Source organism: Pedobacter gandavensis, from assembly GCF_032677645.1.
Taxonomy (GTDB): domain Bacteria; phylum Bacteroidota; class Bacteroidia; order Sphingobacteriales; family Sphingobacteriaceae; genus Pedobacter; species Pedobacter gandavensis_A.
Genome location: NZ_JAVTSB010000010.1, coordinates 208,954 through 223,359, shown reverse-complemented (window position 1 = coordinate 223,359; position 14,406 = coordinate 208,954). Strand labels below are relative to the sequence as shown.

General features: G+C 41.1%; 7 protein-coding genes. All 7 read left to right on the top strand.

The annotated features are described in order from the left end of the window. Nucleotides 1-110 precede the first annotated feature (110 nt). The 7 genes from R2Q66_RS17595 to R2Q66_RS17565 all read left to right on the top strand — a co-directional run bounded on the left by R2Q66_RS17595 (nucleotide 111) and on the right by R2Q66_RS17565 (nucleotide 14,334). Nucleotides 111-2,600 carry a glycosyl hydrolase family 95 catalytic domain-containing protein gene (locus R2Q66_RS17595; RefSeq protein ID WP_316751421.1) on the top strand — a complete coding sequence of 830 codons (2,490 nt, stop codon included), beginning with the start codon at nucleotides 111-113 and terminating at the stop codon, nucleotides 2,598-2,600. Between the two features lie 206 nt (nucleotides 2,601-2,806). Then, a complete protein-coding gene (locus R2Q66_RS17590; RefSeq protein WP_316751419.1) occupies nucleotides 2,807-4,240 on the top strand; it encodes a Gfo/Idh/MocA family protein in 1,434 nt (477 codons plus the stop codon). Between the two features lie 96 nt (nucleotides 4,241-4,336). Next, nucleotides 4,337-5,953 carry a histidine kinase gene (locus R2Q66_RS17585; RefSeq protein ID WP_316751417.1) on the top strand — a complete coding sequence of 539 codons (1,617 nt, stop codon included), beginning with the start codon at nucleotides 4,337-4,339 and terminating at the stop codon, nucleotides 5,951-5,953. Nucleotides 5,954-6,107: 154 nt separating this feature from the next. Continuing rightward, the gene (locus R2Q66_RS17580; protein WP_316751415.1) at nucleotides 6,108-8,711 is read left to right on the top strand and encodes a zinc-dependent metalloprotease; all 2,604 of its coding nucleotides are present in this window, start codon (nucleotides 6,108-6,110) and stop codon (nucleotides 8,709-8,711) included. A gap of 37 nt (nucleotides 8,712-8,748) precedes the next feature. Further along, complete coding sequence (locus R2Q66_RS17575) at nucleotides 8,749-12,108, top strand: SusC/RagA family TonB-linked outer membrane protein (RefSeq protein ID WP_316751413.1); 3,360 nt, start codon at nucleotides 8,749-8,751, stop codon at nucleotides 12,106-12,108. A 10-nt stretch (nucleotides 12,109-12,118) separates the two neighbouring features. Further along, nucleotides 12,119-13,480 (top strand): RagB/SusD family nutrient uptake outer membrane protein, encoded by a 1,362-nt coding sequence (locus tag R2Q66_RS17570; protein ID WP_316751411.1) that lies wholly within the window; start codon nucleotides 12,119-12,121, stop codon nucleotides 13,478-13,480. A 98-nt stretch (nucleotides 13,481-13,578) separates the two neighbouring features. Continuing rightward, on the top strand, nucleotides 13,579-14,334 hold the full coding sequence (locus R2Q66_RS17565; protein WP_316751408.1) for a LytTR family DNA-binding domain-containing protein: 756 nt from the start codon (nucleotides 13,579-13,581) through the stop codon (nucleotides 14,332-14,334). The last annotated feature ends 72 nt before the right edge of the window (nucleotides 14,335-14,406 follow it).

Sequence of the window (14,406 nt, the reverse complement as noted above, 5' to 3'; positions counted from 1 at the left end):
AGATAATAATAGATAGATCTCATGTCGTCTGATAAAATTGAACTGCTTGCCAAAATTCCTTAATAATTTGACAGAAAAACTCAGTTTATTCCCGGTTAATCTGACGTTCTTTGGCTAACACACCTGAAACCAATAACCAAATGAAGCTTTACCGGAATATTCTCCTTGTTGCACTTGGCAACACCTTTCTTCTTGCAGTCAGTACAGGGGCTTTTGCACAATCTTCTGACGTTACCATTTACTTTAAAAAGCCGGCTGCTAACTTCCAGGAAGCCTTGCCTTTAGGTAACGGACGTATTGGTGCCCTGATTTATGGAAACCCGAACAAAGACAAAATTAGCCTGAATGAGATCACTTTATGGTCAGGTGGGGTACAGGATGCCGATCGGGAAAATGCCCATCAATACCTGAAACCTATCCAGGATTACCTGTTGAAAGGACAGAATAAAGAAGCTCAGGAGCTGTTGCAAAAACAGTTTGTAGCCAAAGGAGCAGGTTCCGGAGGTGGTAATGGGAAAAACGACCCTTACGGCGCCTACCAAACTATGGGAAATCTCCAGATCAATTGGAAAGACACCACCTCAGCTTACACCGATTACAGCAGAATATTGAATTTAGAAAAGGCGATTGCGACTACAAAATGGAAGCGTAATGGCGTAAGTTATACTCAGGAAGCGCTGGTTAGTATTCCGGGGAATGTGATGATGATGAAAATCAGCGCATCCGAAAAAGGAAAAATCAGTTTCAGCACCAGTATCAATAGAAAAGAAAATGCAACTGTGAAAGCGGAAGGGCAGACCTTGATGATGAACGGGCAATTGCCAAACGGTAAAAAAGCCGGACTTCGTTTCGCGGCCGGACTACAGGTTCAGACCAAAGGCGGGAAAAAAATCGTCAAAGGAAATGAAATAGAAGTGAGCAATGCCGATGAGGTGATTTTAATCTGGACTGCCGCTACCGATTATAACGTAGCAGATTACAACAAGCGTGGAGCAGATCCGGTGGCTACCGTGAAAAACAACTTAATGAAAGCCGGGAATTTAAGTCCGCAACAAATAGAAAAAGCACATTTAACCGCTTTCGGTAGCTTTTTCAATAGAAACAGGTTTTCCTTAAAAGGGGCACCTTCAGAAGTTGCAGCTTTGAGTACACCGGAACGTATGGAGCGTTATGCCAAACAATTACCGGACCCTCAGTTTCCGGCGTTGTACTATAATTTTGGCCGTTACCTGTTGATTTCATCTTCGCAGCAAGGTAGTTTACCTGCAAATTTACAGGGACTTTGGGCTGAAGAATATCAAACGCCATGGAACGGAGATTACCATTTGAACATTAATATTCAAATGAACTACTGGCTGGCAGAACCAACCGGATTAGGTGATCTTGCCGCTCCGTTGCACCAATGGATTGCCGGACTGGTAAAACCGGGTTCAAAAACTGCAAAAGCCTATTACAATGCGCCAGGTTGGGTTGCACACGTAATAGCCAATCCATGGGGATACACGTCTCCGGGTGAGGGTGCTGATTGGGGTTCTACTTTAACCGGTGGTGCCTGGTTGTGCGAACACCTTTGGGAGCACTATAAATTCACGAACGATAAAGAATTCTTAGCAAAATATTACCCTGTATTTAAAGAAGCGGCGACTTTCCTTTCAGCGATTCTGATAGAAGAACCAGAACATAAATGGTTGGTTACCGCACCTTCAAATTCGCCGGAAAATACCTATATCATGCCAAATGGTTTTCAAGGACAGACGGCAATGGGGCCAACCATGGACATGCAGATTTGCAGAGAGATTTTTGGCTATAGCATAGAAGCCGCAAAGATTTTAGGAAAAGACCAGGAGTGGGCTAAAGAATTATCAGCCACCAGAGAACGTTTGGCGCCCAATCAGATTGGTGCAGCAGGGGATATCAATGAATGGCTGAACGACTGGAAAGATGCAGAACCAACACACCGTCACGTATCTCAACTTTACGGTTTGCATCCATATGAAGAAATTACACCATGGGACAGTCCGGAATTGGCTAAAGCAGCACGTGAAAGTTTGATTCAAAGAGGTGATGGGGGTACCGGATGGTCCAAAGCCTGGAAAATCAACCATTGGGCGAGATTAGGAGACGGAGATCATGCCTTAAAACTGTTCAGGCAGTTGGTTACCCTGGTAGATCCTTCCAGAAAACTAAACATGCACTCAGGAGGAACATATCCTAACTTATTCTGCGCACATCCGCCTTTCCAGATTGATGGAAACTTTGGGGGTACTTCCGGAATCGCAGAAATGCTGATGCAAAGTCATGGTAATGACAATGTGATCCGCATACTGCCTGCTTTGCCTGCTGATCAGGACTGGAAAGATGGTTCTGTTAAAGGAATGCGCGCCAGAAACGCTTTTGTCGCTGATTTCGACTGGGAAAACGGAGCGCTGAAAAAAGGAAATGTATTGGCCTTAAACGGTGGGAATTGTAAGATAGACTTACCTGCAAATATGCTGGTTAAAGATAAGCAAGGTAAAGTAGTTGCCAGAACTACTGAAAAACAAGGAGTTGTTAGCTTTAATGCCCTTAAAGGAGCGAATTATCGCTTCGAAAAATCCTGATCACACACCCGAAACCAAGAATAATAAACCAATCGGAATAAATCATTCTGGTTGGTTTTTATTCATAATTTGCTTTTACGCAAGCGTTTGCGCAAATTTTCTCTCAGCAAAAAACAAACACAATCATTATATTCGTTAAACAGGTTAGGATGTCATTTAATGGTCTTTTTAACCAAAAATAGACAACCAACATAAACCAACCAAAAATGAAACCAAACCGTAGAAAGTTTTTACAACAACTAGCTATTGGCTCCAGCGCAGTAGCGATGGGCCTGCCTTCATTCGCAAAAGCGTCTGAACCAAATGAGATTTTATCAAATGAAACTCCTTCACTTTACCCAAACACCAGTGGCGCTAGATTTAACATGTCTGGTTATGCAGCACCGAAAATTGATAAGGTAAAGATCGGTTTCATCGGATTGGGCATGCGTGGTCCGGGTGCAGTAGGCAGAATGGCTTTTATTGAAGGGGTAGAAATTAAAGCACTTTGCGATAAACTACCGGAAAGAGCTACGGCAGCACAAAAAATACTCGAGAAAAAAGGCTTACCAAAAGCAAAAGAATATTCCGGCGAAAACGGCTGGAAGGACATGATCAATAACGAAGATCTTGACCTGATTTATATCTGTACGCCATGGCATTTACATACCCCAATGGCAGTTTACGCCATGGAGCATGGCAAACATGCAGCAACAGAAGTTCCTGCAGCTTTAACCTTAGACGAATGCTGGCAATTGGTAGAAACATCTGAACGCACGCGTAAGCACTGCATGATGTTAGAAAACTGCTGTTATGATTTCTTTGAAATGTTGACCCTTAACATGGTTCGTCAGGGTATGTTTGGCGAATTGATCCATGCAGAAGGTGCTTATATCCATGATCTTTTAGATTTAAACTTCAATAAGAACGGTTATGAAGATATGTGGAGACTAAAAGAAAACATCAACTATAATGGAAATGTTTATCCGACACATGGTTTAGGCCCGATTGCACAGTGTATGAACATCAACAGAGGGGATAAAATGGACTACTTAGTATCTATGTCTTCCAACGACTTCATGATGGGTGCAGAAGCGAAGAAAAGAGCTGAAAAAGACGCTTTCTACAACCAGTTTGTAGGTAAGGATTTTAGAGGTAACATGAATACCACTACCATCAGAACCAATAAAGGGAAAACGATGATGTTACAACATGATGTAACTTCTCCTCGTCCATACTCCAGAATTCACTTGTTGAGTGGTACGAAAGGTTTTGCTAGTAAATATCCTGAACCAGAGCGTATTGCTTTTGGAGAAGAATGGGTAAAAGAAGCAGAATTGAAAAAATTATATGACGATTATACACCTCCACTGATCAAACATGTTGGAGAAATAGCTAAAAAAGTTGGCGGACATGGTGGAATGGACTTCATGATGGACTGGAGATTAATTGATTGCTTACGCAACGGTTTACCGCTGGATCAGAATGTGTATGATGCTGCATCATGGAGCTGTATTGTTCCTTTAAGCAAAAAATCAGTAGCAAAAAGATCAACCAGCATTGATATTCCTGATTTCACCAGAGGTAACTGGACAACCAACAAGCCGGTAGACCTTACTTTAGACGGTGGTGGTAACACTAAAGTCAGAGCCGCTAAGTAAAAATTAGCGTCATTAACATATCATAATGAATATTCCTGGTTAACGCAAACGTTTGTGTTAACCAGGAATCATTTCTCTTTTCCTATCTTTGCAGCAATGAAGCTTGTGTTGCAAACCCCAAAATATCTGATAGTTATCGGTCTGGCAGTCTTTCTGTGTATCGCTGGCGTTACCTTTTTTACTGGTCGTTTTCTGGAGAAACGGATCAATACTATCGCTGATTTTGCAGGCACCAATGTGTACCGTCAGAAAGTACTGGTTTATCAGTATGAGTTCGGTAACATCCTAAAAGGCACGCAAGTGGCCGCTACACTTTTTCCTGAACTTAGAAAAGACATCACTGAGGAGAGCTTAATGCAAACCCTGGGCACCGTATTATTGTCGGACGAAAAAGTGAAAAAAGCATGGTATGCCATCATCAAAGGAACAGACACTTCTTTTGTATACCTGATTCGCAACTCTGCTTCTTTTCAGAAAGTACCAATGCCTCTTTATGTAAAAGCCTGGGCAAAGCAACAGTTTTTGGCCAATGATACCAGTAATGTGAGAGGATCACAAACCGAGGTATCTCCTGCTTTACATTTGTTAACGGCCAGCAATACGGTAGAATCAGATAGAGGACGCCTGTTAACCGGTTTGGACGTTGACCTGCAGGAATTGCAGCGCGCTTTTGCTTCTGTGGACCAGAAAGGGCAGTCGTATGCCTTAATTGTTGATGAAAAAGGTATTTGTATCACCAGTCCGAATGAAAAGCAAATCGGTCAGCAATTATTTAATCCCAAACAAGATACCCTGTTTAATCAGATCCATCCTTATGGAAAGACAAAACATGAATTGGTGGAATCCGATTATTTAGGTCTGCCCGTTACCAGATATTATATTCCCAATGTGATCAATGGCTTGAACTGGACCATTATCGTTGATGTTCCGGTTATTGTATTAGAGGAAGATTTCGAGGATATCAGAACTTATTCTATTTATATGGGCCTGATCTCTGTCACTATTATCTTAGGGCTGATCTGGATCTACCAGCGTAAGTGGCAGAAAGAGTTTCTGTTGCGTAGGGAAGTAGAAATTAACCGACAGGAATTGTCTATGGAAAAGCAAAAACTGCAACTCCTGACAGAGACCCATGAAAAGGACAATGCCTTGCTGCAACTGAGTAAATTAAAAGAGAAGGTGAACCCTCATTTTCTTTTCAATTCCCTCAGCTCCCTGAATGCGCTGATTGCGGAGGATACGGAGCTCGCTAAGGCATTTGTAGTGAAGCTTTCGAGAGTATACCGCTATGTGCTGGAATCTTACCCTACCGGGCTTGCACCCGTAGCTGATGAGTTGCGCTTCATGAAGGAGTATTTCTTCCTGCTGAAAATCCGTTTTGGCGATGCCCTGGAACCTTTAGACATCCAGATTGATGAAACGCTGCTGATGGGCGAAATTCCTTTCATGAGCCTACAAACGTTGATCGAAAATGCCGTTAAACACAATATACTTTCTAAAGAAAAACCACTGAAAATTACCGTTAGAAGTCAGGAAAGCACGATTATCGTGAGCAATAACCTCCAATTGCGCACAGATGTCAAAGATTCCGGAAAACAGGGTCTCAATTACCTGAAAAGCACTTATTCCTATTTTGGAAATCAAGGCTTTACCTACGAAACTGACGAAGAATACTTCAGATGTTATTTGCCTGTTTTACATTTAACTGAATAGTAATCAGGACAAAATATCCAGTTAACAATAAATATCTCACTCCTTAAAACTGCGCTTTCACTAAGTATATTGTACGAGTTCACTCCCGAAAATTTCATTATGTGCCAATTATCCCCCACTTTGGAACATGATTTTGAATAAGACTTCATTTTTTTTGGCTGTTTTAGCTGGCTTGTTTACTACACAGGTAAACGCACAAACGACTAAAAAATTTCCAACAAAAACAACTAAGAAAGTATTAGCGGATTCGCTAAAGAAGAAAAATGCTGCTGACACCACCAAAGGTAAGGAGCTGAAAAGTTATGCCGATTTGTTAAAGAAAGCAAAAACGGTTAATGGACTTTTTAAAGTCCACCAGGTAGAAACTGATTACTACTTTGAGATCCCCCTGAAGTTAATGGGCAAGGACTTTCTGGTAGTCAACAAAATATCATCCGTACCATTAGCACTTAATGAATCCGGATTAAATAAAGGGATGAACTTTGAAAACAAAGTGATTCGCTTCTCACAAAATAAATTAGCAAAAACGATCTGGGTGAAAACCATCGTTCCTCAGGTAGAATCACCGGAAGGGGATGCCATCACCCGTTCTGTAAAAGATAACTTCATCGGTTCGGTCATCGAATCTTTCAAAATTGAAGCCTATAGCCCGGATTCATCCGCAATAGTGATCAAAATGAACAGGGTTTTTGATGGTACTGATAAAAGTTTTAATGATGTATTTACCGATATTGGTTTAGGTACTGCTCCTAAAAGCGCATTATCTGCTATTGAGCAGATTAAAAGTTTCCCGCAAAATGTTGTGGTACGCGCTTTATTGAGCACCAGAGTAACCGAAGGTCAAAACAGTATTCCAATCAGTGTGGCAGTAACCACTAACGTATTATTGTTACCGGAAACGCCAATGAAAGCTCGTTATGCTGACGATAGGGTAGGATTTTTTACCACACCAAGATGGTATTTCTCTGATACGCAGCATAAAATGGAGAAAAGGGAGCTGTTAACCAGATGGAGAATGGAACCTAAAGCGGAAGACCGTGCCCGTTACCTTGCTGGTGAACTGGTAGAACCGGAAAAACCGATCATCTTTTATATTGACCCATCTACGCCTCCACAATGGAGACAGCAAATCATTGCTGGTGTGGTAGACTGGCAAAAAGCTTTTGAAGCCGCAGGTTTCAAAAATGCAATTCAGGCATTAGAAGTTAAAGACATCGCTGATTATGATGGTGATGATATCCGTTATTCGGAAATCACTTATGCAGCTTCGCCGAAATCTAATGCAATGGGCCCTGCAGTTATCGATCCGCGTTCCGGAGAAATCCTGGAATCAGATGTGATCTGGTGGCACAATGTAATGACTTCTTTGCAATCCTGGATGAGGGTTCAGACTGGTGTGATTGACGCAGGTGCAAGAGCTAATAAATTTACTGATGCACGTATGGCACATGCCATCCGCTTTGTATCATCTCATGAAGTGGGTCATACTTTAGGTTTAAAACACAACATGGGTTCTTCTTTTGCTTTCCCTGTAGATTCGCTACGCTCGCCTTCGTTTACGGAGCGCATGGGTGGAACCGCTTCTTCGATCATGGATTATGCACGTTTCAATTACGTAGCGCAACCAGAAGATAATGTAACCAGTATTACTCCGAAAATCGGTCAGTATGATAAATATGCAATCGCATGGGGATACCGTTGGTTAGATACGAAAGATCCACATGAGGAAATTCCGGTATTGGCGAAATGGATTAAAGACCATGAAAATGATCCTTTGTATTTCTATGGTGAGCAACAAAGCTCTAATGTGGTCGATCCAAGATCTCAATCAGAAGATTTAGGTGATGATGCCGTTAAAGCAAGTCGTTATGGTTTGTTAAACTTAAAGCGTCTGATCCCTCAGATTTCTACCTGGGCTGCAAATCCTGGTGAAGATTATTATCAGGCAGGAAAACTGTATATGGCGGCCATTTTCCAATGGTTGACTTACGCAGAGCATGTAACCGCAAATATCGGTGGTTACTACCTGGAGAAACCAGTAGCAGGTGATCATAAGAATGCTTATACACCAGTTCCAAAAGCCATGCAAATTAAATCCCTTGAATTTTTGAAACAAGAGGTGATGGAAGTTCCGGATTGGTTGTTCAGTAAGGATCTGTTATTGAAAACTTTCCCGATCAAGGATTCTCCGGCAGGACCATATGAATATGGACCATACAATGTAAGACGTGAATTTCAATATGGGATTCTTTACAGCCTGGTTAGTCAGGAGCGTCTGTTGAGAATGATGGAAATGGAAGTATTGCTGGGTAAAGACAGCGTATACACCGCTAATGAGTTATTAAAAGAAGTAAGAGAAACGGTTTTCGCGAAAACTCAACGTGGAAAAACGCTTTCGATTACCGACCGCATGTTACAACAAAACTACGTAGATGTATTATTGGTAAGCACCGACAAAATGTTGGAGAAAATCACGAAGACATCTTTACAAGACAATAAATTAAAAATGCAAAATCAATTGCAAGTGTGTGATTTCAGTAATGATGGTAAATCAGTTGTAGGGGCTGAGGAAAAATCATTGAGAAATATTCAGGTGAGTTCTATGGGCAGAACCTCTGATGTGGCAGCTGCGAAACGCAGTGAGTTACTTCAGATTCTTACGATCCTGGATAAAAACAAAGGCAGGGGAGATGATGCAACAAAAGGTCATTACTTAGACTTAATCCTTAGGATTCGTCAGAGTTTAAGAATGAACTAACCAAACCAAAACAACATAATATTTTTAAAAAGGGGACATGAATAAACATTTAATGCTAATATTAATCCTGCTGGGCTTCGGCTTCGCGGGTTTTAGCCAGGCCACTAAGACTATCACTGGTCAGGTGCTGGATGAAAACGATGGTTTGCCAATACCTGGAGCTTCGGTATTTGTAGACAAGGCCATGATTGGCGAACAAAGTGGTGTACCAGGAGTGATTCAGAATTCAGTGGTAGGAACTGTAACTGATGGCGACGGTAAATTCAGCTTAAAAGTACCGGAAGGAACTACAATGTTAAGGGTAACTTACCTTGGGTATACTTCTGCACAAATCAATATCAGCAACCAGACACACGTAACAGTTTCTTTAAAGAACGCTGACAATACCTTGGGGGAGGTAGTGGTGAATGGTTATACTGACATTGCAAAACGTAAAAATACAACGGCTACAGTAAAGCTGGACTATGACAAAGTGCGTCAGACCGGTGTTTCCGGTATCGACCAGATGTTAGAAGGACAGGTTGCCGGTGTTTCTGTTGGAAACATTACCGGTGGTCCTGGTGCTGCTCCGCAGATCAGAATCCGTGGTACAGTTTCATTAAACGGTTCACAAGATCCACTATGGGTATTGGACGGTCTTCCTTTAGACGGTACCAATTTGCCTAATACCATTGGAAAGGATGATATCGATCAATTGCGTAACTTACCAATTGCAGGTTTAAACCCTGATGATATCGCCGACATTACGATTCTTAAAGATGCTGCGGCTACCGCTATTTATGGCGCAAGAGCAGCAAACGGGGTTATCGTAATCACGACTAAAAAAGGTAAACAAGGGCCAATGGCGATTAATTTCTCCGCGAACTCTTTCGTCTCACAACGTCCTGATTTTGGGAAACTGAACCTGATGAATGCTACGGAGAAAGTAGATTTTGAATTGGGTTTGGCTAACCGTTCAGATTTAACCTACAGATCCGGTAATGGTGAAGTAGCGAGAATTTTGAAAAGAACAGGGGAGTTGAATAAATACAGAACAGGTGGTTTCTCTGCCTTGAATCCTTCCACTCAGGAAGCCATCAATGCTTTAAGAGCTGACGGAACAGACTGGGGTAAGGAAATTTATCAGAATGCGATTAACCAACAATATACTTTAGGTTTATCTGGTGGTACTGAGCAAGCTACTTATTACTTATCTGGTGGTTATTACAATGAACAAGGTACCACTAAACAAACAGGTTTAGAGCGTTACAACATGACGCTGAAAACTGATTTTAACATCTCTCAGAAGTTGAAAGCAGGAGCAGCGGTATTTGGTTCCAAATCTACACGTACCAATTACCTTGCAGATGCAGATGCATTTACCAATATCAGTACGTATACCAGGAATGTAAATCCTTACCAAACGGTGAGAAATTTAGCAGGTGGTTTTAACTATGATCCGGATATTTTCGGTGACCGTGGTGGTGATACTTACCTTCCTTTTAATGCCATTGAAGAACGTGAAAATACCCGTTATACTTTAGACAATAAGAGTGTAAAGGCTATCCTTGATTTGAAATATCAGATCAATAAAAACCTGAGTATCCGTACGGAATTAGGTCTTCAGTTTGAAGATACTGACGTAGAGAAATTTGGTGGACAAAATTCTTATTACACCCGTAAATATAGAGATAAGTATAAACGTTGGAATCCGATTAGCAAGCAACAGGAATCTTTCCTGCCACAAGGTGGAACGATTTACAATCAAGCGGCAAACAGCTTCCAATACAACTGGAAAACTATTTTAGAGTATAAAAAGGTGTTTGCTGAAAAGCATGAAATTGAAGCATTAGCAGGTTCTGAGTTGAGAAGAACAACTAACGAATCGATTGCAACCAGGGGCTTTGGTTTTAACGAACGTACGCTGACTAGTCAGGGAGTTATTTTTCCAGACAATTCTTATGCTAATGCAGAAGATTTACGTCCTTATCAAAAAGGATATGTGGAAAATGCATATGCCTCTTTCTACAGTACTTTGTCTTATACTTACGACAGAAAATATACCGCTTATGGTAGTATTCGTTACGACGGATCCGACTTATTTGGTGTAGACCCTAAATACAGATACTTGCCTATCTATTCCCTTTCAGGTGCATGGAATGCAAGTGAGGAAGAGTTTATCAAAAATATCTCCTGGATTTCGAACCTACGCGTTCGTACCTCTTATGGTTTACAAGGAAATATTGATAAAAGTACCTCTCCTTTTGTAGTAGGGATTTATGGTAACTCGGGTGCCTTTCCTGGTGGAAACCAACCGACTATCGGTGTAACGAGTCCTCCAAATAACAAGTTGAGATGGGAAAAAACTTCTACTTTCAACGCCGGTATTGATTTAGGATTGTTCAAAAATGCCGTTCAGGTGACTTTGGATTATTACGACCGTTTCAGTAAAGATTTGATTGGTATTGAAGAGTTACAATTAGAAAATGGTTTCAATTATACCAGTTCTAACTTCTCTCAATTAGGTAATAAAGGTATAGAGTTGACGATTTCGACAAGAAACATCAACACGGCTAATTTTCAGTGGTCAACTGATTTCAATATTGCCCACAACAAAACCAAGGTGATCAGAGAAAAGGTTCGTCCTAATCAGTTTATGCCATCTAAAGAAGGTTATCCGGTAAATGGAATCTGGGTGCTTAAAACTGCTGGATTAGACAAAGATGGTCTTCCGTTATTTATCAGAGATGGCAAAACACTTTCTATGGAAGAGTTTTACGGATTATATGATCCGAATGCCGATTCAGAATGGTTTGCTGGTACTTCTGTGAGTAGCAAATACAGTGGTAAAGCTTTCCAGGATCTGTATACTTATGCAGGTAATGGTGATGCGAAATTTACAGGTGGTTTGACTAACCGTTTCCGTTACTCGAACTTCGATTTATCAATTTCTGCACTTTTCAATATCAATAAACTGGTGAATACAGCACCTCTTTTTAACCCTTCGCAGGTTGACCGTGGAAGGAATTACTCGAGAGAAATTCTTAACGCATGGTCTCCATCAAATACAGGTAGCAGTTTGCCGGGTATTTATGGAGCGGATAGTTTTGGTGGTGAAAGATGGATGGCTCATAGCTGGCAGAATGGTAATGATCCTGCCAATACCTATAGTAACTTAGATATTTTCGTTAAAAATATGAGTTATGTGCGTATTAACAGTATCCGTTTAGGCTATAGCTTGCCAACAGCAATTGCTGGAAAAGTAAAAGCAAATAGCTTGAGAATTAGTATGGAAGCAAGAAATCCTTTCGTAATCGGTACGAATTACAAAGGTTATTTTGATCCGGAAACTTATGGTAACATTTATGCACAACCAATCACCAAAAGTATTTCAATTGGTTTAAACGCAACTTTTTAATTAAGAAACCATGAATAAGATCATAAAATTAACAGCGATTCTGTTCCTGATGATATCAGCCAGCAGCTGTAAAAAATATTTAGATATTGAGCCGGTAGGGAAAGTAATCCCTACTACGGTTGAGGATTTCAGAGCCTTGTTAAATTCTGGATATACTCAGTTTCCAAGTCATAAATCGAATCTGGCTTTTCGTACAGACGAATTGACCTTGAATCTCTTTACCACAGAAACGCCAAACTACTACGATCAGTACAAGTGGAATGACTTGAATCCTGATGCCACTTCTTTGGAAATGCCTTACGGCGGTTTTTATACTTCGATTTTCTACGCAAATTCTGTGATTGAAGATATTGAAACCAGAGCTGGGGTTTCTACAGAGACCGCTCAGATTAAAGGGGAAGCTTATTTGCTTCGCGCTTATGCATTGTTCGAGTTATTGAATTTATATGCGAAGCCTTTTGATCAGAATACGGCGGCAACAGATCGTGGTGTTCCAATCTCTTTGAAGATTGATTTGGAAACAAATTATAAGCCTTCAACAGTTGAAGTAGTATACCATCAGATCTTTGCAGATCTTGCCGCAGGACAAGCTTTGTTAAATGTATCCAGTTTCCCTGCCGGTCAGAATTATCGCTTCAGCAAACGTGCAGCTTTAGCGCTAACAGCAAGAATTCATGAGTTTAGAGGAGAATGGAGCAGTGCATTAAAAGCGAGTCAGGAAGGTTTGGCTATCAATGACAAACTGGAAGATCTGAATGCAGCAAATGCTTTATCACCTAACAATTTTAAATCTGTAGAGAACATTATGTCGATGGAAGCAGCTTTTAACCCGGGTGCAACAAATGCTTCTTTCGCTTCTACGCATTTATTAGGAATCTATAATCAGGGAAATGATAAAAGGTTTGCTCTGTATTTCAAAAAATTCGAAGGTTTCCCTGGAGATGCGGGTTATGAAGAAAATAAAGACAAACTGATGTCTAATAAAGGCAACCTTAATGATTTCAAGATCTCTTTCCGTAACGGGGAGCTCTACCTGATTAAGGCAGAAGCCGCGCTACAAACAGAAGATCTGGGTACTGCATTACAAACCTTACTGGCTTTAAAAGCGAAACGTTTAACGCCTGCTTATTTTGCCACAGAACAGACCAGAATTTCTGGAATGGGTAAAGCAGATTTATATCAGGAAATTCTGAATGAAAGAGAAAGAGAACTGGCATTGGAAGGACACCGTTGGTATGATTTGAGACGTTACGGTCAGCCGGCAATGACTCATGAGCTAAAAGATATTACGTATACTATACAGAAGAACGATCCGAGGTATACTATTCGTTTCCCTCAATCTGCAATCAGAGCAAATCCGAACCTTCAATAGCATTAATAAATATAAAGAAAGATAAGTGCGGGTGATTAACTCCGGTCTGTTTTACAGACCGGAGTTTTTTTTTACTTTTGCAGCCAAGCAAGAAGAGGATGAAAGTAGCAATTATTGAGGATGAAGAATTGGCAGCAGTTACCTTACGCAAAATACTGGGCCAGTTAAATCCGGATATTGAAGTAATGGCTACCATGGCAACGGTGGAGGCAGCAGTAGCATGGCTCAGTAAAAACACACCTGATCTCTTGTTTATGGACATCCACCTGGGTGATGGCGAAAGCTTCCAGATCTTTGAACAGGTAGAGGTAGACTGTCCGGTGATCTTTACCACAGCCTACGACCAGTACACCCTCAAAGCTTTTAAAAATCAAGGCATCGATTACCTGCTCAAACCTTTTGATGAGGAAGATGTAGCCGCGGCTTTAGCGAAACTGAAAGGGATTCGTAAGATCTCCGAAATCGGTTTGCCGCAATTCAGTTACCAGACACAAGGTCCGGTACCGAAAATCCGTAACCGCTTCATGGTGAAATTAGGTAAGCTGATCAAGACGGTACAGTCGGAAGATGTGGCCTACTTTATGGCAGAAGGTAAATACCTGTTCCTGGTTACCAACGATAAGCAGAATTACATCATCGAAGAAACAATCGGCAGTCTGGAACCTCAACTGGACAGCTCCGACTTTTTCCGCATCAACCGCAAATTTATCATCAACATTAAAGCCGTTCGCGAGATGTACAAACTTTCCAGAAACAGGGTAAGGATTGTGCTGGAACCAGCGCCGGTAGAAGGGCTGGAAGTAGTGGTGAGTGAAGAACGTGCAGAAGCCTTTAAAAACTGGTTGAATCAATAATTCCTGTGGTTTTTGGTAGGGAAGGTATTTTTTATATACTTTTACCCCGACCAAATATTACAATATCCTGCG

Bases quoted from the DNA above. Each gene is read 5' to 3' on its own strand.
- R2Q66_RS17590 (WP_316751419.1), top strand. From the start codon at position 2,807: ATGAAACCAAACCGTAGAAAGTTTTTACAACAACTAGCTATTGGCTCC.
- R2Q66_RS17585 (WP_316751417.1), top strand. From the start codon at position 4,337: ATGAAGCTTGTGTTGCAAACCCCAAAATATCTGATAGTTATCGGTCTG.
- R2Q66_RS17575 (WP_316751413.1), top strand. From the start codon at position 8,749: ATGAATAAACATTTAATGCTAATATTAATCCTGCTGGGCTTCGGCTTC.
- R2Q66_RS17570 (WP_316751411.1), top strand. From the start codon at position 12,119: ATGAATAAGATCATAAAATTAACAGCGATTCTGTTCCTGATGATATCA.
- R2Q66_RS17565 (WP_316751408.1), top strand. From the start codon at position 13,579: ATGAAAGTAGCAATTATTGAGGATGAAGAATTGGCAGCAGTTACCTTA.